Consider the following 19,799-nt stretch of genomic DNA (forward strand, 5'->3'; position numbering starts at 1 on the left):
GCGATGAGCAGCAATGAAATCGGCTTGAAAATTCGTGACGGGATCAAGGTCTATCCCGGCACGATCGCCCTCAACCGCGTCGACTTCGACCTCTATATGGGGGCCGTCAATGTGCTCGTCGGCGAGAATGGTGCCGGCAAGTCCACCATGATGAAAATTGTGGCAGGTGTCGAACCGCTCACCCTCGGCAGCATGGAGCTGTGGGGGGGAGAAGGTCAGGTTCTACAACAAGAACCAGGCCGAAGCGGCAGGCATCGGTATCGTGTTCCAGGAACTGAATCTCTTCCCCAATCTGACCGTCGCCGAAAATATCTTCATTGGCCGCGAAAAGACACGGGGTGGCATTGACATTGACCGTGCTCACCAGCGCGAGGAGACCCGCAAGATCCTGAAGCGCCTTGAGCATGACGACATCGACCCGGACACCCCTCTCGGTGACCTTCGCATCGGCCAGCAACAGATCATCGAGATTGCCAAGTCGCTGGTCCAGAATGCGCGCATCCTGATCCTTGACGAACCAACCTCTGCCCTGTCAGCAACCGAGGTCGACATCCTCTTCCGGGTGATCCGCGACCTCAAGGCCGAGGGGGTCGGCATCGTCTATATATCGCATCGGCTCGAAGAACTGGTGCGCATTGGCGACTATATCACCGTACTGAGGGACGGCAAGATAACCGGTGCCCGCTCAATGGAAGGCATCGACGTAGGCTGGATCGTAAGAAACATGATCGGTGGGGCATCCAAGGATTTCCCCAAAACGCAAGTTCTGGAATTTGGCGACGAAATCTTCCGCGCCGAAGACATCACTCTGCCAAGAATGGGGGGCGGATTTCTGGTCGATCATGTGTCCATGGCCGTACGCACCGGCGAAATTCTGGGCGTTTACGGATTGATGGGCGCAGGCCGGTCCGAATTTTTCGAATGCATCATGGCCCAGCATCCCTCCTCCGGCGGCAAGGTTTTCGTCGATGGACAGGAGGTGCGCAACAACACCGTCGCGGGCCGGATCAATCAAGGCATCGCCCTTATCCCGGAGAACCGCAAGCAGGATGGTTTGATCGAAATCCTGTCGATCCGTGAGAATATAACCCTTTCCTCGTTGAGAGACTTCACCAGGTTCTTCCACATGAGCCTGCTGAATGAAGCCAAAGCGGCGGCTGATTATATCCGCAAGCTCTCGATCAAGATCGCCTCACTGGAAAACCCGGTCTCCAGCCTGTCAGGCGGCAACCAGCAGAAGGTTGTTGTCTCCAAGGCCCTTATGACCAATCCAAAGGTCCTGCTGATGGATGAGCCCTCACGTGGCATCGATATCGGCGCCAAGGCCGAGATGTTCCGAACCATGCGCGAGCTGACAGCCGAAGGCCTCGGCATCATCTTCGTCACCTCCGATCTGGACGAAGTGATGGCTCTGAGTGACAGGATCATCGTTATGGCAAACGGGCGGATAAGTGCCGAATTCGACGCAAAAAGCGTAACGAGTGAAGAGCTTGTCTCCGCATCTACACCGGGAAAAGTCAAAGAACATCGTGCTATGGAGGAAGCCCTATCATGAGTAGCGCCACAGCAAACCCTTCTGCCAATACAACACCGCAAAATACCTCAGGCGCCCTGCTGCTTCTGCTGCTGAAAGCACGAACGTTCATCGCCCTGATCATTGTCTTCGTATTCTTTGCTTTTGCGGCTCCCAATTTCCTGAGCACCGCAAACATGATCATCATGTCCAAGCATGTTGCGCTCAATGCATTTCTCGCCATCGGCATGACCTTCGTCATCGTCACCGGCGGGATCGATCTGTCCGTGGGATCCATAGTCGGCCTGTGCGGCATGGTTGCCGGCTGGCTGGTATTGAACGGCGTTGACATCGGTCTTGGCTGGACCATCCAGTTCAACACGATCGAAATCATGCTCGTGGTCATCTGCGTCGGCATTCTGATCGGCCTCGTCAACGGCATCCTCATAACAAAGCTCAATGTCGCGCCCTTCATCGCCACATTGGGCATGCTCTATGTGGCACGCGGCGCAGCACTCCTCTCTTCCGATGGCCGTACCTTCCCCAATCTCAACGGTTCCGCTGAGTATGGCAATGACAGCTACTATCTGATTGGTGCCGGGGATTTTCTGGGCATTCCGATTTCGATCTGGATGCTGGTTCTGGTGGGGATCGGCGCGGCCTATGTTGCCAGCCGTACTCCGCTCGGTCGCTATATCTATGCCGTCGGGGGCAACGAGAAAGGTGCCGCACTCTCTGGTGTTAATGTGCATCTGGTCAAGATCGCGGTCTACATGTTCTCGGGCTTCTGCGCCGCCCTGGTTGGTCTCATTATCTCGTCACAGCTTGTTGCCTCACATCCGGCCACAGGCAACATGTTCGAGCTGAACGCCATCGCTGCGGCAGTGCTCGGAGGAACCTCAATGTCCGGCGGTCGCGGCAAGATCGCAGGAACGATTGTTGGTGCCTTCGTTATCGGAATTCTTTCCGATGGCCTTGTGATGATGGGTGTATCCGCCTTCTGGCAGACCGTCATCAAGGGGCTCGTGATCATCGCCGCTGTGGTTGTCGATCAGGCACAGCAGAAACTACAGGCACGCGTTGTGCTCCAGCAACAGGCAGCCCTGAACGAATAGCCCTTGAGTCTGGCTCTGTCGGATCCTGTCGACCGACAGAGCTTTTCGGGCGAGATCGATTGCCTTTAATACACCGGAGTGCTAGGAAAAGCCTGATTCGCCACATGAGATCCTGAAAAATATGAACAAGCCAGTCGAGAAAATCACAGCGACCAATGACGGGATAACCGGCCTTTTGGCAGAGCCCCGACGGCGTAAAATTCTCGAGTGGCTGCGTGAGGAAGGAAGCGCCCGCGTCCGGGACCTTTCCGCGGCCTTTGAGGTTTCCGAAGCCACCATCCGTCAGGATCTGGAAAGACTGGAAGCGGAAGGCAGCATTATCCGCGAACACGGCGGCGCGCATCTGAGACGACAGTCCTCGGCACCCGTTGGCACGATGGTTCTCCAGCATATGGAGAATATGGACAAAAAGCGCCTGATTGGCGGCTATGCCGCCTCTCTTGTCGGCAATCACGAAACGATCATCATGGATGCAGGAACGACAACCACTGAGGTTGCCACCCGCATCACTGACCGGGTCGGCATGACAGTGATTACAAACGCGCTCAACATCGCCATCATTCTCGGCCAGGCGTCCGGCTTTGCCGTGCATCTGCCCGGCGGGCAGTTCAAGTCTCCGACCCTTTCCATCAGTGGCGATCATGCGGTCGAATATTTCAAGAATATCTACGCAGGAAAGCTGTTTCTTGCCACAGCTGGCGTCGGGGCCGAGACCGGCCTCACCTATCCAAGCTTTGCGGATCTTGAACTGAAAAAGGCCATGATCCGAGCCGCGTCCCATGTCTATCTCGTCGCTGACTCAACCAAGGTCAACAAATCTTCCTTCACCCGCCTTGGAGCGCTGGAACTCATTCATTCCTTCATCACCGATGATGGAATCTCCGATCAGGATGCAAAGGAATTCGAGCGCCGCGGTATCGAGGTCCTGATTGCCAAATAGGCACCGGTAAACTGAAGACCGGGGGCTCATACAATTACCATGAAGGGTAGCCTCACTCATCGCCTGGACTCTCGGCCCAGAGCAATGCATGCGTCTCAAGCGAATTCAACTTCAAAGGCCGCATGAGATTCAGCCCTTAACCGGGGCTCATGGCATGATCAGTCTGCCTTGCTGGCTGAATACAAGACCGACGGCGCCTCTGACAGTATCGTCAAAGGCATCCGTCGCATCAATGATCTCGGGCAGATGCCCCCGGCTGTGAGCCAGGAAGGTCGAACGCAGCGGATCAAGAAATGGTGTGCCCAATCCGGTCATGATACCATCGAGCAGATAGTGGCCGGGTGACAGAATTGAAGAGATCATCGCCAGAGCCTGCCCGCACCTCTGACCGGCCTCTCCAATGACGTCGAGGGCTTCAGAGTCTTCCTGAGCGACCAATTCGTTCAGTTCATCAAGGCTTATTTCCCGACTCTTCTTCTCGCTCAAATTGGAGAGCACGACATCGACCGTGGCGAGTGTTTCCAGGCATCCATATTTCCCACATCGGCAAAGCTTTCCGGGATGATCCACCGGGATATGACCAATCTCGGCAGCGTAGCCATCAATACCGCGCCGAACCCGGCCGTCAAAGACAATGGCTCCGCCTATGCCGTAGTCGAAGGTGACATAAACAAAATCATCAATGCCGCGCGCTGCCCCCCAAAGCATCTTGCTTTGTGCCGCACAGTTGGACTCATTGTCCGCATAAACGGGGCACTCAAAATGGGACGCAAAAAGGGTTGTCAGATCAATGCCATTCCAGCCCGGCACGATAGAACCGGTTGCGATACGCCCTTCCGGCGACACAGGCGCAGCAACGGCCAAGCCGATGCCCAACAGGTCTGGAACTGTTGTTCCGTGGTCTTCGGCAAGCTCTTGCAGGCGTTCGTCAATCAGTTCCAAGGCATCGCTTGGCAGATAGTCGATTTTGATGGGAAAAGAGATATCAGCAAGCTTGTTGTGAGCGGTGTCTGAGAAGAGTATTCGGATTTCGCGCAATCCAAGCAAGACCCCGGCAGCGAAGCCAACATTGGGTGCAATGGATTGTTGCATTTGCGGCCGCCCTCTACCCCGCGCTCCATTCTTCTGCGCATCGGCATTTGTCTCAATAACAATGCCTTTTGAACGCAATTCGATCAGTGCCAGAGAAACACTGGCACGGGAAAGCCGCGTCGCCGTAATGATTTCATTGCTCGTTTGTGCACCCCTGCAAACAAGATGGTGTGCCACTATCGAGGTCGCAGACTCTGCCGCTTGCCTTGTGAGCATAAGGCGCAACAGTTCGCCAGGTTCGTCGGTGGTTATTGTATCTGAGACATTTGCCATGATGGGAACATGGTTGAAATTTTCGACAATTTCAAGCTCGAAAATTATTTTTTCCAATTTTGGAATAAATATTGACAGATTGCGCAAATTGAGCGTAGCCTCAATAGCACAGGTCATAACGATGGAGGAGAATTATGCGCCTTAAGAGATTAATTTGTTCAGCGTTTGTGCTCGGTCTCATGAGCACAGCATCATATGCTGAAGATTTGCGTGTCTGGACATTGGTTCATGACTCAGAGGTCGCTCGTACAGCCTGGAAGGAAATCATTCAAGGTTTCGAACAGACCCATCCCGGCGTGTCGGTCAAGCACGAAATGCGGGGAACCGATGAGCACAAGGCAGCCTTGAGGGTGGCAGCCGCATCAACGGAAGGCCCAGACATTTTTTTCATGTGGGCAGGCCTCGGGCTTGGTGGCGAATTCGTGAATGCGGGCCTGTCATTACCGCTTGACGACTATTACGCAAAATATGGCTGGGATGATCGCTTCATCAGTTCATCGCTGGGCTTTACCAAACTGTATGCCGGTGGAAGACACGGCGTTCCCTTCACATTCCATGGCGAAGGTCTTTATTACAACAAGGCTCTATTCGAAAAGGCCGGTATTGACGAATTGCCAGGAAATTACGAGCAGCTCAAGGAGACCGCAGCCAAACTCAAGGATGCCGGTATCCCGGCCATCACCTTCGGCGGCACGGTCAACTGGCACTTGATGCGCCTGATGGACGTCATCCTTGAAGCACAATGTGGCAAAGACAAACATGACGCCTTGAAAAGCATGAGTGCGAGCTGGGAAAATGAAGCCTGTGCCACAGCTTCTTTTGCCGAATTGATAGACTGGTCGCAAAACTACATCCTGTCGCCATTCATGGGCATTGATCAGTCCCAGTCATACAATCTGTTCAGCGCCAATCGGGCCGCCATGATGCTGGAAGGCGACTGGCTGGTGGACCAGATCGAAGAAATGGACAGGGTCGACGACTTCGGTCTTTTCGCTTTCCCGACAGAAACCGGGCGTCTTTATGGATTTGCCGAAAATCTCTACATCTCAAGCAAGTCCAAAGTGCCTGACACAGCCGCCAAGTTCCTCGACTATTTCAGCTCCGACGAGGTCCAGCAGGCATATTATGGCGGGTTTAGCTCAAGTTCGGTGAACAAGCATGTCACCTATCAGGAGCAGAATGCACTGGATACCAAATGGGGCGAAATCTTTGGTGAATTTGGCAGTGTATTTGTTAATGGCGACCAGGCCTTCCCTCTGGATGTGACGACGGAGTATTTCCGGATCATCAACGAAACTGCTTCAGGTCACTTGAGCGCCGATGAGGCCGCCAAGGCAATGCAGGCCTTCATAGACAATCGCGGATAGACCTCCGCCACGGTGGCGAGGACATCCTCGCCACAATTTCTCAGGAGAACCCGTTATGGCTCGTCCAGTGCTGCGGCTCAGGCCGAACAGCGAAGGATATCTGCTGCTTGCTCCAGCAGTTGCAGTTTATCTCTTGTTTGCCTTCTATCCCATGATTGATGTGTTCAGTCTGTCCTTCTCCCAATGGAACGGACTGGTGGACGAGAAAGTCTGGGTTGGCTGGGAAAACTATCGATATGTCATGACCAAGGACACCGTCTTCTGGCGTGCCGTTACAAATACGGTGCTGTGGACCCTGTTCGCCGTCACCGTTCCCAACATTCTCGCTTTTGGGCTTGCTCTTGCACTCAATCAGAATCTGCCAACGCGAAGCTTGCTGCGCATAGCGATCTATCTGCCTGTCATCATTGCGCCGATTGCCGTCGCAACCATCTGGCGCTGGATGTATGACCCCTTCTTCGGGTTATTCAATGTCATGCTCACATCGGCAGGCTTGGCCGGATGGATCAAGGATTGGCTGGGGAACAAAGATGTTGCCCTATGGTCCATCTTCATCGCCTATGTGTGGCAAACAGTGGGCTTTGCCATGGTCCTGTTCCTGGCGGGCTTGCAAAATGTTTCCAAGACGTTGATCGAGGCGGCTCGCATTGACGGCGCGGGACGCTACAAGACCTTCCGTCATGTAACATTCCCCGCGTTGCGGTCAACGATCACTATCGTGCTGGTGCTCTCGACCATCAACTCACTGAAAGCCTTTGATATCGTTTACGGCATGACCGGGGGTGGCCCGGCCCAGTCGACGCAAATGCTGGCCATGTGGGCCTACACACAAGCAATGCAACTGGGCTCTTTCGGCAGAGGCAGCGCCATTTCCGTGATCCTGTTGCTGCTCACCCTGATCATTGTGATCCCCTATCTGATCTGGCAGATGAGAAAGACAGAGGACTGATATGTTTGAGAATTTCTTCCGGCCCGTTGGATCATCCCGCGTGGATCCATTGCTTGTCGTTCTTTGGATTGCCCTTATCCTGCTTTGCATCCTGTGGCTTGCCCCCTTTGTCTTCATTTTGTTTACTTCGCTAAAATCCAACGCCGGTGTTATGGGCGGAAGTCCGTTTTCTGTACCGGTGGATCCCCAATGGTCCAACTATGCCAAGGCATGGGCCAGAGGGAATTTCTCAATGACGGTTTACAACTCGGTATTCATCACCTTCATCAAGGTACCGTTGGGCCTCTTGCTTTCGGCCATGGCCGCCTATGCTCTGGCCAGAATAAAACTGGTTGCGGGACGCTTCTTGCTGGCGTTGGTGGTCTTCGGCACGATGATCCCGTTTCAGGTGATGCTGGCTCCCATCTTCAAGCAGGTGAACAGCTTTGGGCTGATCAATAGCTATCTTGGCATTTTCCTCCCCTATCTCGCCTTTGGTGTGCCCTATCAGGTGTTCATTCTTTATGGCTTCTTCAAAGCGGTTCCGAAGGAACTGTCCGAGGCAGCGCGGATAGATGGAGCATCGCACTTCGTCACCTTCCGTCGCATTTTCCTTCCGATCTCCGTTCCCGTTCTCTCCGCACTGCTCATTCTCGACTTTGTCGCAACATGGAATGAGTTCGCGATGGCCCTGGTCATTTTGCAGAATCCGGATCGCTGGACGCTGCCTTTGGGGCTCATGGCATTTCAAAGCCAGTTTCAGGCGGATTACGGCCAGCTCAACGCAGCCATCATCATGACCGTGCTGCCCGCGGCCATTGTCTATCTCATCTTCCAACGTTACTTCGTGTCAGGCCTGACCGCCGGCGCGGTTAAGGAATAATCCCATGTCTACATCCAACACCGTACCTGTCTATGACCGTTTCGAATTGTCCTTAACCGGGCCGGACAAAGGCAATCCTCATGTCAGCATTGAGCTGTCTGCCATTTTTCGTCAGGGCAATCGTGAAATATTCGTGCCGGGCTTCTATGACGGAAACTCGACTTATCGCATCCGTTTCATGCCCCCCAGTGAAGGCGTGTGGAGCTATTGTACAACGGCAAACTCGGATCAGCTCGATGGAATAACGGGAAGCCTTAAGGCCATTCCTGCGCGGGAAGGTGTCCATGGTCCGGTTCGGGTCCGGAACCGTTTCCATTTTGCCTATGATGACGGAACACCCTATGCGCCTTTCGGAACAACCTGCTATGTTTGGCAGCACCAACCCCTCTCCATGCAGGAAGAAACCCTTCAGACTCTGGCAAAGACCGGTTTCAACAAATTGCGTATGGCGGTATTCCCCAAAGAATATCCCTACAATCAAAATGAACCGATAATGCCCGTGTTCGAGCCTGATGGAGACGGAGGATTTCGCTTTGAGCATCCCAATTTCAAGGCGTTCCAGCATCTGGAACGACAGATTGAACGTCTTGGAGACATGGGAATAGAAGCAGATCTCATTCTTTTCCACCCCTATGATCGATGGGGCTATTGCCAAATGGGTGCTGAAGCCGACCGACGCTATGTCGCCTATCTCGCCGCCCGGTTGGGAGCCTATCGAAATGTCTGGTGGTCGCTGGCCAATGAGTATGATTTCCTGCTGGATGTGAAACCCGTTTCCTTGTGGGATGAGTTCTTTCATATTCTGGAAGAACAGGACCAGGCAGGCCATTTGCGCTCCATCCATAATGGTGATGCGGCCATGAATTTTGATCACCGCAAGCCATGGGTTACCCATGTCTGCATCCAGCATCCCGATGTCAAGAAAACGCAAGAATGGCGCGAAGCCTATGGCAAGCCTGTGGTCAATGACGAATTGGAATATGAGGGCAACATTTTTCTGTGCTGGGGCAATATTTCAGCTCGAGAACTGGTGCACCGCTTTTGGATCACTGCTCTGAGAGGTGGCTATGCGGGCCATGGAGAGACCTACGAGGATCCCCAAGAGTTGCTCTGGTGGGCCAAGGGTGGCGAGCTCAGAGGCGAAAGCTGGAAGCGCATAAAGTTCATGCGCGAAATCCTCGCACGCGATGTCAAGGGAGGTCTTGAACCTCTTGGCCCAGAGGCCCAATGGCCATGGCACCGTGTTTCCGGTGCAAGAGATATCGAATCCGGCACGATATTTATCTATCTGGGGGAACATCAACCCAACCAGTGGACCACCGGACTTCCAAAGGATGATGGCGACTATGATGTTTCCATTATTGATCCATGGGAAATGACCGAAACGCCCGCAGAAATCATCGCGCCAGTCATCATGCGTCCGGTTCGCCATGCCAATGTCACACATGGGGGCAAACCGGATGCCGCTTTCGGTGTCAAACTGCCATCCCGCGAGGGGCTGGTCATTCGCGTTCGCAGAAAGGGCTGATTCATGGCTGATGTTTCAATTAACCAGGTTTGCAAAAGCTACGGTGCCGTTGAAGTGATGCATGATGTTAATGTCTCGGTTTCCGACGGCGAATTCATTGTGCTTGTCGGACCTTCCGGTTGCGGTAAATCCACTCTTTTAAGAATGGTCGCGGGATTGGAAACCATCACGTCCGGAGAGATCGCAATCGACGGCAAGGTGGTAAACAAGGTGGAACCCAAGGATCGCGACATCGCCATGGTGTTCCAGAATTATGCGCTTTATCCGCAGATGACTGTCGCTCAGAATATGGGCTTCGCGCTCGAGCTGGCAGGCCGTTCAAAGGCAGAAATCCGCACCGCAGTCGAAAAGGCTGCGGCCATTCTGGATCTTGATCGCTATCTGGATCGCAAACCCGGTCAACTCTCTGGCGGACAACGCCAGCGGGTTGCCATGGGACGGGCGATCGTGCGGGACCCGAAAGTGTTTCTGTTTGACGAACCATTGTCAAACCTTGACGCCAAGCTCAGAGTTCACATGCGCGCCGAGATCAAGGCTCTGCACCAGAGACTGGGAGCCACCATCATGTATGTCACACATGACCAGATCGAGGCCATGACCATGGCCGACAAGATTGTCGTCCTGAATGCGGGACGTGTGGAACAGATTGGCTCTCCTCTCGAGCTCTATGACTGCCCAAACAACCGCTTTGTCGCAGGTTTCATTGGCAGTCCGGCAATGAACTTCATGGATGTCGAGCTAAAAGATGGCTTTGCCCATTTGAAGGGCGGCGACAAGGTGCCGGTAACGAATTCAACGCAAGGCAAGGCAACACTCGGCATCCGCCCCGAGCATCTGGCGCTGTCGGAAACCGGAATAGCGGCCAGAATTTTAAATCTGGAACCGACCGGGTCTGAAACCTACATCTCGCTGAAGCTTTCCCATTCAGGTGAAAACGCCATGATTGTCGAGCGCAGCCGACGTTCTTTTGCTGTTGGAGATGAGGTCCGGTTGGCATTCGATCCAGATCATTTGCATCTGTTTGCCGCAGAGAGTGGCGTTCGGTTGTAGTTTCGTCAATGCAATCAAGCCTGCCGTTCCCATTGTTTCAGGAGATGATTCTCCGGCAATTGACAATTCGCTCTTCTCTTCGACTGGCGGTTGATCGCCAGAACACCCAAGGAAGCTTCATGTGAATCTGGCAAACCAGCCGACCGTCCTTAAAAACGCGGACACACACAACGAGATGGTGAAGGAGCCTGGATGTGAATCCAGCTCCAACCAACCAAGGTGTGGAGGGAACTGACCAAAGTTCCCGCGAAGTGCAATTGCTTATAGAGACAAGGGCGTATTTCGCAAAGGATGCAGTCCTCGCAGCGAGGCCTGCATCAAATGGGTAAGAGTTGCTATTCCGATCATCTTGCCTGGCTCGTCCCTCTGGCAGGGAGGCAATCGAGCGGTTGGTTCTCTAGTCCGCCCAGTATAGCCGATCGGGATTCTCTACCAGCAACATCTGTTGCTGTTTTTCCGATGGAGCGATCATGGGAATGATGTCCGTCAGAAAGCCGTCATCGGGCATGTGGCTTTTCATGTTCGGATGTGGCCAGTCTGTTCCCCAGAGGACGCGATGAGGGAATTGCTCAACCAGATAGTTGGCAAAGGGAATGACATCATCATAAGGCACCCCTTTGACTGACAGACGTTCAGGGCAGCTCACCTTGGTCCAAAAATTCTCATGATCTCGCAAGAGGGAGACAAACGCCTGGAAAGACGGGTCGCCAATGCCTTTGGAAACATCCGCACGCCCCATGTGATCGACCACAACAGTGACCGGCAGAGAGGTCAGAAATGGCTTGAGTTCCAACAGGTCCTCGGCTTCGAAATAAACAATCACATGCCAACCCAATGGCTTGATCTTGTCTACGATCTTGCGAAAGACGTCCTTTGGCGTATCGTCGACCAGACGCTTGAGGAAATTAAAACGAACGCCGCGAACACCGGCATCATGCATTTCCTGCAATTCGGCTTCCGTTATGTCCGGCCCGACGACAGCAATCCCTCTGGCCTTGTCTCCGGCGGTGCGCAGGGCGTCCAGCAGAGCATCATTATTCTTGCCGTGACAACTGGCCTGAACGATGACGTTCCGGGAAAAGCCCAAAAAATCTCTCAGTGCAAACAGCTGCTCTTTGGAGGCATCACAGGGGGTGTATTTGCGCTCCGGTGCGAAGGGAAAAGTCTTGGCCGGACCGAATACGTGACAGTGAGCATCAACAGCCCCCCTTGGTGGAACATAGTCGGGTTTCTTAGGATCGGGATGAAACGGGAGATAGTCGGGTGTCATTGGAATTTACCGCTTTCCATATAATGAAGATTGCAATTGCCGCTCCAAGCAGCTTGGCCCCCAGAGAAACAAGGTCTGTCTGCGCATCGCCAAACGGACCGATCAGCAGGATCGAGGCAAGAACAAGTCCCAGTCGCTCGATGACCACAAGATGCCGTCCGATCCACCCGGTGAAGGCTGTCCCGAGAGCGAACACCGCACCGAACGCACCGATCACGGCGATGACAATCTGAACTGGCGTTCCGATCAACAATAGCTCGGGTGCGTAGACGAACATGAACGGTGCCACGACGCTGACAAAGCCAAGCCGTATCGCTTCCACTGCGGTTTCATTGGGCTCCGAGCCGGCAATCGATGCCCCTGCATAGGCCGCGACGGCGACCGGAGGCGTAATTGCAGACAACAGGCCATAGTAGAAGATGAACATGTGCCCTGCGAGGATTGGCAAACCGAATTTCTCAAGAGCCGGAGCCACCAGAATAGCCAACAGCAGATAGGCCGCAGAGGTCGGCATGCCCATGCCCAGAATAAAGGATGCAGCCATGGTCAAGAGCAGCACGGCGAACATGCTGTCGCCACCCCATGACAGGATCATCGAGGAAATCTGCAAGGCAAGGCCGGTGAGTGTCAGAACACCAATCAGGATCCCGGCGATGGCAACTGCCGCGATAATCGGCATGACGTTGCGTACCGTGATGACGCAGACCTCAAGGATATCAAGCAGGGAGATTCGCGTTTCTTTCTTCCAGGGGGATAGAAGGATCGTCGCGGCGATACAAAGCACCGCCGCCTTGGCTGGTGTGAAGCCATAAACCAGAAAACCAACAAGGGCCACCAATGGCAGCAGCATATAGCCTTGTTTGGCAAGCACGGTCCAGATGGAGGGAATTTCATCCGGATTGGCGCGTTCAAGATTGAATTTGCCCGCTTCAAGACGCACGGAGACCAACAGCGCAAACACATACATCAAGGCAGGAATGGCCGCGGCCGCGGCAATCGTAGCGTAAGGAATCTGTGTCATCTCGGCCATCAGGAAGGCAGCTGCGCCCATCACCGGCGGCATGATCTGACCGGCTGACGAGGCAGCTGCCTCGATGGCTGCGGCAACTTTGGGGCGATAGCCGGTGCGTTTCATCAAAGGGATGGTAAAGGTGCCGGTGGTCACGACCCCGGCAACCGCAGAGCCGTTGATAGAGCTGAACATGGTGGAAGAGACAACGGCTGTCAAACCCGGTCCACCTTGCACGCCTCCCGTCAGGGCATGGGCAATATCGACGAAGACCTTGCCAAGCCCTGATCTGAGCAGAAGACCGCCCAGAAGCGAAAAGAGCAGAATATATTCCGCAGCAACCCCCATGGGCATGCTGAACAGCCCTTCGGTGCGAAGGAACAGGTTGGATGTCAGGCGATCGAGCCCATATCCGGCATGTCCATATTCTCCGGGTATCAGATAACCGAACACCGCATATCCAAGAGCGATGCCAGCCAGCAAGACCATCGTCCAGCCGAGATAATATCGGGCGAGAACAAGGGCAACCATGACCGTGGCGACAAACAGATAGACATCAACCGGCTTGGCAATCGCACCCATGCGGATGATGGAAATATAATTCTGATAGAGGTAAGGCCCGGGTATAAGCGCAATGGCTGCAAGCGCGTAGAAGATCAGCCGAACAGGGAACCGCTTGCGTTTTATACCGAGCAGCAACATGCCGGTGCCCGCCAGCAGCGAGAAAAACATACTGCGCAGCAGAAGCGCTGTCAGGGAGCTGAAATAGGCGGAATGGATCACCAGTGCGGCCCCGGCTACAGCGGTGAGAGTTATTGCCAATCCGACCAGAATACGTTCAAGCGCATATAGGTCTTCGTCTGGCAAAAAACGTGATAGATAGGCGTCTAACACCGGATCGTCCTCGTTTGTGAAGGAAGGGAGGCGGCGCATACACCGCCTCTATCCGCTCAAAGTTGATACTTATTTTTCGTTATAGTAACGCTCGGCTCCCGGATGCAGAGGAATGGGAGTTTTAGGCGCTTTTTCGAGGGTGATCAACTTGGCTGCCGGATGGACTTCGCCCAAACGATCGAGATTGTCCATCATGGTTTTGGTAATGCGATAAACCAGGTCTTCATCCGCATCCTTGCTGGTGAACAGGATAACGGGGTCGACAATTGCGGGGACTGCTTCATCATTACCCATATAGACACCGGCCGGGATTTCACCCAGACCGTAATATGGATAGTCCTTGATCAGGGCTTCGGCACTTTCCTGATCAACCGGGATTATTTTGGAGTCGGTTGTCGTTGCAAGCTCAATAAACGCAGAGGCAGGCACACCGGCAAGAATGATGGAAGCATCAAGGTTGCCGTTTTTGATTGCGTTGGTTGCCTCACCGTAGGAGAGGAACTGAACCTTGCCGATGTCGAAGGCATCATGTGCGGTCAGCATGCGTTCGGCCAGCACGGACGAGTTGGAGCCCGGAGGGCCAACGGAAATGCGCAGATCCTTCAAATCCGAAATGCTCTTTGCACCGGATTTGGACGTGGCAGCCACCTGCAATACGGCAGGATAAAGGGCTGCGATTGCCATCACATTCTGTTTTTCTTCAAACGGATCTTCAGCATGGTATCCTGCGTAAAGCGTGGATGCAGACGAGAATCCAATGGTCATCTGACCCATGGAGACGCGGCGGACATTCTCGATGGATGCACCGGTAACTTCCGCATTGGCCGAAATTCCGTTGTCAATCCCGGTCAGGATGTCGGACAAGCCTGCTCCGACGGTATAGAACACGCCCCCGGTGCCTCCGGTACCAATAGAAACGCGATCTGCGGCTTGTGCACCGGTTACAGACATCGCCACTGCCGCGGCAATCATTAGAAATCTTTTCCTCACGTCTTTTCCTCCCAGATCATGAGTTGCGGTTAAGATAAAACGGCGATCAGGAATAGACCGTACCGTCAAAAAGCTTTCTTGCCGTTCTCAGCAAGGCAGATTTGACAACGAGTCCCTGATCATCGAAATCAAGCACTGTTGCCGTATCGCCGGAGGGATGCTCAATTTTGAGTATCTTGCAGTCTCCCTCTGGCAAATTCGCCAGTTCCCGTGCGGGGCCTTCTTCCAGAGCGCACGCGGTTGCCACGCTCACGGCCCCCAAAACGCCGATCGATGCATGGCATCGATGGGGAATGAAGGTTCGCGTGCAAATGCATCCACCATTCACAGCGGAAGCGACCAAACTCATTTTCGGAACGGACTTGTCACTGACATCACCCAGATTCATCAACTTGCCTGCCTGTAGGCGAATGCTCTCCAGCCTTGTCTTGAGAGCATCATTTGCGTCCAGCTCGGCACGATCTTCATATCCGGTGATGCCCATCTCAGATGCGGCGATGATGACGACGGGCATACCATTATCAATCATGGTGACCTTTACGCCGTCTATCTGATCTACAGCATTGCCGGTCGGCAGCAACGCGCCACAAGTTGCACCTTCCGTGTCCTTAAATGTGAGCGGGATCGCCGCGGCAGTGCCGGGCACTCCGTCAATCTGCGCCTCTCCCTCATAGGTCACGGTCCTGTTCGGCGTCTGGACCCGGAGTTCTGCGACCTGACCGGTATTCTGCATATAGACCGAAACACTGGTCTCGCCGTCACGCGCCTCGACCAGACCACGTTCAATCGCAAAAGGACCGACGCCCGCCAGCATGTTTCCGCAATTCTGGCTATCCGAGACAACGGGACGGTCGACGAAGACCTGGAGAAACAGATAGTCGACATCGATCCCTTCCCGCCGGGATGGACGGATCACGGCAACTTTTGACGTCAGCGGATCGGCCCCTCCCATCCCGTCAATCTGGCGCAGATCAGGAGACCCCATAACCCGCAACAGCATGGCGTCGCGCGCTTCGATCTCCTGTGGCAAATCCTCGGCGAGGAAGAATCCCCCCTTTGAGGTTCCGCCACGCATCCACATGCATCGGGTGCCGCTAGACATATTTCAGCCCCTTGGCGGCAAGTTTTTCGCGCATGTTATAGACATCGAGACCAACTTCACCCTTCTGGAATTTCGCCCGGTTGCGCGCTTCTTTCTCTTCACGAGCCTTGGAGGCTTCGATGACGCTACCGACCGTTTTCTGCGGCACCACGCAGACACCATCGTCATCGGCAATGATGACATCGCCCGGTCGGATCATCTGACCTGCGCAAACAATGGGGACATTGATGTCGCCAAGGGTTTCCTTGACGGTGCCTTGTGCAGAGACAAACCGCGACCAGACGGGGAAATCCATTTCTTTCAGTTCGCGCAGATCGCGGACACCGGCTTCAATCACAAGCCCGCGGACACCACGCAATTTGAGAGCGGTGGCAAACAGTTCACCAAAATACCCCGCGTCGCACAGCGATGTGGGAGAGACAACCAGTATGTCCCCTTCCCGGCATTGTTCGACGACCACATGAATCATCCAGTTGTCAGCGGGCGGGATCGAAATGGTCACGGCATTGCCGGCAATGCGGGCACCCGGATAGATCGGACGCATGTAGCTTTTGAGAAGGCCGGTGCGCCCTTGCGCTTCATGCACGGTTGCGACCCCGAATTGGGCCAGTTGATCCACCTGTTGCAGGGGAGTGCGGTCAAATTTCTGAACAACAACAGCCATTACAATTCATCCACCGTGCGAGGGAAAACAGATTCGAACCCTTCAGCATGGGTTGCTGCGCGACCACCTGCCATGCCACCGGAATTGCGACGGAAATGATTGCCGCGATTTTCTGCAACATTGGTGTAGTAGTGCCAGAGATGTTCCTGCCCACGCATGCATTCGATGGCGGCTTTCTTCTTCTCCCAGACAGGGGAAATATCAAGGAAAACATCCGGCTTCCATCCCATACGCTCGGTCTGGTGTGGCTCGAACAGATAGAGCTGGGGAGCCCCCAGAATCTTCTCGCCGGGATTGTGCCCCCAGGCCTGAGCGATCATGCGGGCCTCAAGCGCCACCTGAGTGGCATACATGTGATCCGTATTGTAGGGGTCAAAGCGGGAATGGCTCATCATGAAGCTCGGTTGAACCTTGCGAATGACGTCCACGAGACGGTATTTCGCATCCCGGTCAAGCTCAAGCGGATAGTCTCCCAAGTCAAAAAACTCGATATTTGCGACATCCAGAGCCTTGGCAGCGCTTTCCGCTTCCTTGCGACGCTCCGTTTTGACCGTCTCCAAGGTCATGCCATCAAGCTTCCAAAGCTTGGCACTTTCTCCTCGCTCTCCGTAGGACAGGCATACGACATGAACGTCATAACCTTTCTGAGCATGAAGAGCGATGGCTCCACCGCAACGCCATACGAAATCGGCCGAGTGCGCACTGATCACCAGAGCCGTTTTCTTGTCAGTCATGTTTTCCTCCAAAATGCCATTGGCAAACCTGTTTGGTTGGACAAAGTATCGTTCGCACGGGCATCAAATGCCAATTCAAAGAAGGGTCGGGAAATCAGAGATTATTCATTTTATGAAATCAATAGTTACTATGTCAGGCTTATTGACCTAACTATTTAAATTAACCTATTGAAAATATATTGGTTTTTATAGCATACTGCATGAGCCATATTATAATATAGTAGCATATCATGCCATCACTCAGATCGCTTCATGCCTTTGAAGGCGTTTGCCAATTTGGCAGTGTCACCAAAGCAAGCATACAAATACACCTTTCCCAACCGGCCCTAACGCAAAGCCTTGGCAAGCTGGAAAATGAGCTTGGAGTGGGCCTTTTTCTTCGCAAGAAAGGTATGGTTCCAACCGAAGCGGGCGAAGTCCTTTTCAGACGTGTTGCAAGTGGAATGTCACATCTGAAACTGGCTGTCTGGCAATGTGCCGAACAGAAGGTAAAAGCCAATCCCAATCTTTATCGCCAGATCTCATCAAGCCAGCTGGATTGCTTTCATGCGGCGGTGGAAGAGGGAAGTTTCAAAGGGGCATCCCAATCTCTGGACCTCAGCCTTGCCACGGTGCAACGGGCCTTTCGATCTCTTGAGGCACTTCTTGGAATCGACCTAGCAGAGACACGGCCCGGCAATGTTCGGCGCAATAGCGAAGGCGAGCGCTTCTACACATTGACCAAATTGGCATTGCGCGAATTCAGGCAAGCCTTCCATGACCTTAATGGCTGGAAGGGCCACTATGAAGAGAGCTTCACCGTGGGAGCTCTGCCGCTTGTGCAATCTTCCATTCTGCCAGAGGCTGTTCTTGCCTTTTCACAGGAGTTTCCCCATGTGACGGTCGTGGTTGTCGATGGCATCTATTCGAGCATGTCCAACCAGATGAGGCGCGGCGAGATCGACTATATCATCGGGGCGTTGCGAAGGGACGAGCGGGCCGAAGATTTCGAGCAGGTTCCATTATTTGACGATTCCCTGATCATACTTGCAAGAGAGGGGCATCCCCTCACACGTCTTCAGCAGGTCAACAAGCTGGATCTGGCGGCTTATCCCTGGATCATGCCGCGGAAGGGCTCGCCGTCGCGCCTATATTTCGACCAGTTCTACAAGTCGCTGGACAGGCCAGCCAATTTGCAATGTCCAATTGAAACCGGTTCTTTCAGCGTCTTGCGCGGAATGCTGCAAAAAAGCGACAGGCTGGGCACTGTTTCCAAATTGCAGGCACAATATGAGCTAAACAGTCGCCAGCTTGCCAGGATTGATTACCCGCTCTCTCACAGCGCCCGCTCTATTGGCTATGCACAGCGCAAGGGCTGGCATCCAAGCCTGCCCCAGCAGAGATTTCTCCAGCTTCTCGGTACGATCAGTCACAGCCAATCCTAGCGATGACCTTCTGGCAGAGCCCGGTCATCGCGACCGGCACCAGCCTGTCTACCGGATTGCCGGATTGATCGACAATATGGTTTCGAGCGGTTTTCTCGGTGATTTTGGCACGCGAAATTCTTCTTTCAAGTATCCCGCCGACATGAAGGTGATCACCAGCTCGTTATCCGGTATGCCCACCTTTGCGCGCAAGGCCATATCGCGCTCCTTCTCGACACTCCAGTTCAGGAAACAGGCGCCGAGCCCTTCGGCATGGATGGACAAGGCAAGGGTCATTGCGAAAATGCCACCATCGATCCATCCCTGATACCGCTCGCCGATCATGTTCAGCTGCTCCAAGTTGGATGTCACGATGAAAAGCGTATGGATATCCTGCTCGAAGCCTTCATTGCCGCGATGATAGGTGAGCAGTTCCTTGATCACGGTCCTGTCGGTAAAGGCATAAAGCTTGTTGATCTGGCGGTTGCAAACACTCGGGCATTGCTGGGCATTCGCCGCAATACGACGGATCGTCGCCTCATCAAGAGCACGTGGCTGATACTGGCGGACACTATGCCGGTTGAGCAGGAATTTGCGAAAGTCGAAATCGACCGCGTCCTGAACGGCGCTGGCGGTGGTATCCTCACCGCCTCCGATAGAGCCTTCCACCGTCTCGGGAAGATTTGCTTTGAGGCTATCGAGAAGTGCCTCGATATCGGGAACCGGATGGCTCTTCTGCTTGTGAAAGGCAATATAGGCCTCGATGACATTGATGGCCCAATGCACCTCTTCATCATAGCCAAAATCGGCAATATAGACTTGCAGTTTTGACGCCAGAGACGCCAGTTTTTCCTTGCCATAGCCAAGGCGCACATCTGGTAAAACAGTACCGCATTCAAGGGCATGGGTCAGAATTCTGATCAGGGCGGCCTTGTGATCGCGGGTCTTGCTGCCCCCGATAAAACTATGCTTTGCGAAGCGCTCATGATCATAAAGGAAATTTTCAAAAAGCGGGGTGTGTTCGGGAGACTGGTTCATGTGCAT

At 53.8% G+C, this 19,799-nt stretch carries 16 protein-coding genes and 1 pseudogene; 9 read left to right on the forward strand and 8 right to left on the reverse strand.

What is annotated here, in order from left to right:
• Positions 1-3: 3 nt before the first annotated feature.
• The 3 genes and pseudogenes from ACHZB8_RS00215 to ACHZB8_RS00225 all read left to right on the forward strand — a co-directional run bounded on the left by ACHZB8_RS00215 (position 4) and on the right by ACHZB8_RS00225 (position 3,568).
• A pseudogene (locus ACHZB8_RS00215) lies at positions 4-1,555 on the forward strand (sugar ABC transporter ATP-binding protein).
• Complete coding sequence (locus ACHZB8_RS00220) at positions 1,552-2,628, forward strand: ABC transporter permease (protein WP_316857873.1); 1,077 nt, start codon at positions 1,552-1,554, stop codon at positions 2,626-2,628. The pseudogene ACHZB8_RS00215 and the gene ACHZB8_RS00220 overlap by 4 nt, the downstream one beginning before the upstream one ends.
• A 121-nt stretch (positions 2,629-2,749) precedes the next feature.
• Positions 2,750-3,568, forward strand: coding sequence for a DeoR/GlpR family DNA-binding transcription regulator (locus ACHZB8_RS00225; RefSeq protein ID WP_316857874.1), 819 nt, complete (start codon positions 2,750-2,752; stop codon positions 3,566-3,568).
• 147 nt (positions 3,569-3,715) lie between these two features.
• Here the strand turns inward: ACHZB8_RS00225 and ACHZB8_RS00230 are convergent, their stop codons facing one another.
• Complete coding sequence (locus tag ACHZB8_RS00230) at positions 3,716-4,933, reverse strand: ROK family protein (protein WP_316857875.1); 1,218 nt, start codon at positions 4,931-4,933, stop codon at positions 3,716-3,718.
• 179 nt (positions 4,934-5,112) lie between these two features.
• Here ACHZB8_RS00230 and ACHZB8_RS00235 point away from each other — a divergent pair, with 179 nt between their 5' ends.
• Genes ACHZB8_RS00235 through ACHZB8_RS00255 form a run of 5 tightly spaced genes read left to right on the forward strand, consistent with a single transcriptional unit; the run spans position 5,113 to position 10,689 of the window.
• On the forward strand, positions 5,113-6,300 hold the full coding sequence (locus tag ACHZB8_RS00235; RefSeq protein ID WP_316857877.1) for an extracellular solute-binding protein: 1,188 nt from the start codon (positions 5,113-5,115) through the stop codon (positions 6,298-6,300).
• A gap of 55 nt (positions 6,301-6,355) precedes the next feature.
• Positions 6,356-7,249 (forward strand): sugar ABC transporter permease, encoded by an 894-nt coding sequence (locus ACHZB8_RS00240; RefSeq protein WP_316857879.1) that lies wholly within the window; start codon positions 6,356-6,358, stop codon positions 7,247-7,249.
• Between the two features lies 1 nt (position 7,250).
• Positions 7,251-8,111 carry a carbohydrate ABC transporter permease gene (locus ACHZB8_RS00245; RefSeq protein WP_316857880.1) on the forward strand — a complete coding sequence of 287 codons (861 nt, stop codon included), beginning with the start codon at positions 7,251-7,253 and terminating at the stop codon, positions 8,109-8,111.
• Between the two features lie 4 nt (positions 8,112-8,115).
• On the forward strand, positions 8,116-9,639 hold the full coding sequence (locus ACHZB8_RS00250; RefSeq protein ID WP_316857881.1) for a DUF5060 domain-containing protein: 1,524 nt from the start codon (positions 8,116-8,118) through the stop codon (positions 9,637-9,639).
• 3 nt (positions 9,640-9,642) lie between these two features.
• Entirely contained in the window at positions 9,643-10,689 is a 1,047-nt protein-coding gene (locus tag ACHZB8_RS00255; RefSeq protein WP_316857882.1) for a sn-glycerol-3-phosphate ABC transporter ATP-binding protein UgpC, read from the forward strand.
• Positions 10,690-11,086: 397 nt separating this feature from the next.
• On the opposite strand, the gene ACHZB8_RS00260 is transcribed toward ACHZB8_RS00255, so the two are convergent.
• Genes ACHZB8_RS00260 through ACHZB8_RS00285 form a run of 6 tightly spaced genes read right to left on the reverse strand, consistent with a single transcriptional unit; the run spans position 11,087 to position 17,352 of the window.
• Positions 11,087-11,959, reverse strand: a complete 873-nt coding sequence (locus ACHZB8_RS00260; protein ID WP_316857883.1) for an amidohydrolase family protein — start codon at positions 11,957-11,959, stop codon at positions 11,087-11,089.
• Positions 11,922-13,901: a TRAP transporter fused permease subunit gene (locus tag ACHZB8_RS00265; RefSeq protein ID WP_316857885.1), complete on the reverse strand. Its 1,980-nt coding sequence runs from the start codon at positions 13,899-13,901 to the stop codon at positions 11,922-11,924. The genes ACHZB8_RS00260 and ACHZB8_RS00265 overlap by 38 nt, the downstream gene beginning before the upstream one ends.
• A gap of 30 nt (positions 13,902-13,931) precedes the next feature.
• On the reverse strand, positions 13,932-14,852 hold the full coding sequence (locus tag ACHZB8_RS00270) for a TAXI family TRAP transporter solute-binding subunit (RefSeq protein WP_316857886.1): 921 nt from the start codon (positions 14,850-14,852) through the stop codon (positions 13,932-13,934).
• Between the two features lie 46 nt (positions 14,853-14,898).
• Complete coding sequence (locus tag ACHZB8_RS00275; protein WP_316857888.1) at positions 14,899-15,954, reverse strand: 4-oxalomesaconate tautomerase; 1,056 nt, start codon at positions 15,952-15,954, stop codon at positions 14,899-14,901.
• Complete coding sequence (locus ACHZB8_RS00280) at positions 15,947-16,618, reverse strand: 4-carboxy-4-hydroxy-2-oxoadipate aldolase/oxaloacetate decarboxylase (RefSeq protein WP_316857889.1); 672 nt, start codon at positions 16,616-16,618, stop codon at positions 15,947-15,949. The genes ACHZB8_RS00275 and ACHZB8_RS00280 overlap by 8 nt, the downstream gene beginning before the upstream one ends.
• Positions 16,618-17,352, reverse strand: coding sequence for a PIG-L deacetylase family protein (locus ACHZB8_RS00285; protein WP_316857891.1), 735 nt, complete (start codon positions 17,350-17,352; stop codon positions 16,618-16,620). Before ACHZB8_RS00285 ends, ACHZB8_RS00280 begins: the two co-directional genes overlap by 1 nt.
• A 230-nt stretch (positions 17,353-17,582) precedes the next feature.
• On the opposite strand from ACHZB8_RS00285, the gene ACHZB8_RS00290 reads away from it, so the two are divergent.
• Positions 17,583-18,776 carry a LysR family transcriptional regulator gene (locus ACHZB8_RS00290; RefSeq protein WP_316857892.1) on the forward strand — a complete coding sequence of 398 codons (1,194 nt, stop codon included), beginning with the start codon at positions 17,583-17,585 and terminating at the stop codon, positions 18,774-18,776.
• Positions 18,777-18,824: 48 nt separating this feature from the next.
• Here ACHZB8_RS00290 and ACHZB8_RS00295 read toward each other — a convergent pair whose 3' ends face one another.
• Positions 18,825-19,793: a nitroreductase family protein gene (locus ACHZB8_RS00295; RefSeq protein WP_316857894.1), complete on the reverse strand. Its 969-nt coding sequence runs from the start codon at positions 19,791-19,793 to the stop codon at positions 18,825-18,827.
• Between the last annotated feature and the right edge of the window lie 6 nt (positions 19,794-19,799).

The sequence above is a fragment of the uncultured Cohaesibacter sp. genome (genome assembly GCF_963556055.3).
In the GTDB taxonomy this organism is placed as follows: domain Bacteria; phylum Pseudomonadota; class Alphaproteobacteria; order Rhizobiales; family Cohaesibacteraceae; genus Cohaesibacter.

Bases quoted from the DNA above. Each gene is read 5' to 3' on its own strand.
- ACHZB8_RS00285 (WP_316857891.1), bottom strand. From the start codon at position 17,352: ATGACTGACAAGAAAACGGCTCTGGTGATCAGTGCGCACTCGGCCGAT.
- ACHZB8_RS00295 (WP_316857894.1), bottom strand. From the start codon at position 19,793: ATGAACCAGTCTCCCGAACACACCCCGCTTTTTGAAAATTTCCTTTAT.
- ACHZB8_RS00235 (WP_316857877.1), top strand. From the start codon at position 5,113: ATGAGCACAGCATCATATGCTGAAGATTTGCGTGTCTGGACATTGGTT.
- ACHZB8_RS00280 (WP_316857889.1), bottom strand. From the start codon at position 16,618: ATGGCTGTTGTTGTTCAGAAATTTGACCGCACTCCCCTGCAACAGGTG.
- ACHZB8_RS00290 (WP_316857892.1), top strand. From the start codon at position 17,583: ATGCCATCACTCAGATCGCTTCATGCCTTTGAAGGCGTTTGCCAATTT.
- ACHZB8_RS00250 (WP_316857881.1), top strand. From the start codon at position 8,116: ATGTCTACATCCAACACCGTACCTGTCTATGACCGTTTCGAATTGTCC.
- ACHZB8_RS00240 (WP_316857879.1), top strand. From the start codon at position 6,356: ATGGCTCGTCCAGTGCTGCGGCTCAGGCCGAACAGCGAAGGATATCTG.
- ACHZB8_RS00230 (WP_316857875.1), bottom strand. From the start codon at position 4,933: ATGGCAAATGTCTCAGATACAATAACCACCGACGAACCTGGCGAACTG.
- ACHZB8_RS00220 (WP_316857873.1), top strand. From the start codon at position 1,552: ATGAGTAGCGCCACAGCAAACCCTTCTGCCAATACAACACCGCAAAAT.
- ACHZB8_RS00275 (WP_316857888.1), bottom strand. From the start codon at position 15,954: ATGTCTAGCGGCACCCGATGCATGTGGATGCGTGGCGGAACCTCAAAG.
- ACHZB8_RS00245 (WP_316857880.1), top strand. From the start codon at position 7,251: ATGTTTGAGAATTTCTTCCGGCCCGTTGGATCATCCCGCGTGGATCCA.
- ACHZB8_RS00260 (WP_316857883.1), bottom strand. From the start codon at position 11,959: ATGACACCCGACTATCTCCCGTTTCATCCCGATCCTAAGAAACCCGAC.
- ACHZB8_RS00265 (WP_316857885.1), bottom strand. From the start codon at position 13,901: ATGCGCCGCCTCCCTTCCTTCACAAACGAGGACGATCCGGTGTTAGAC.
- ACHZB8_RS00255 (WP_316857882.1), top strand. From the start codon at position 9,643: ATGGCTGATGTTTCAATTAACCAGGTTTGCAAAAGCTACGGTGCCGTT.
- ACHZB8_RS00225 (WP_316857874.1), top strand. From the start codon at position 2,750: ATGAACAAGCCAGTCGAGAAAATCACAGCGACCAATGACGGGATAACC.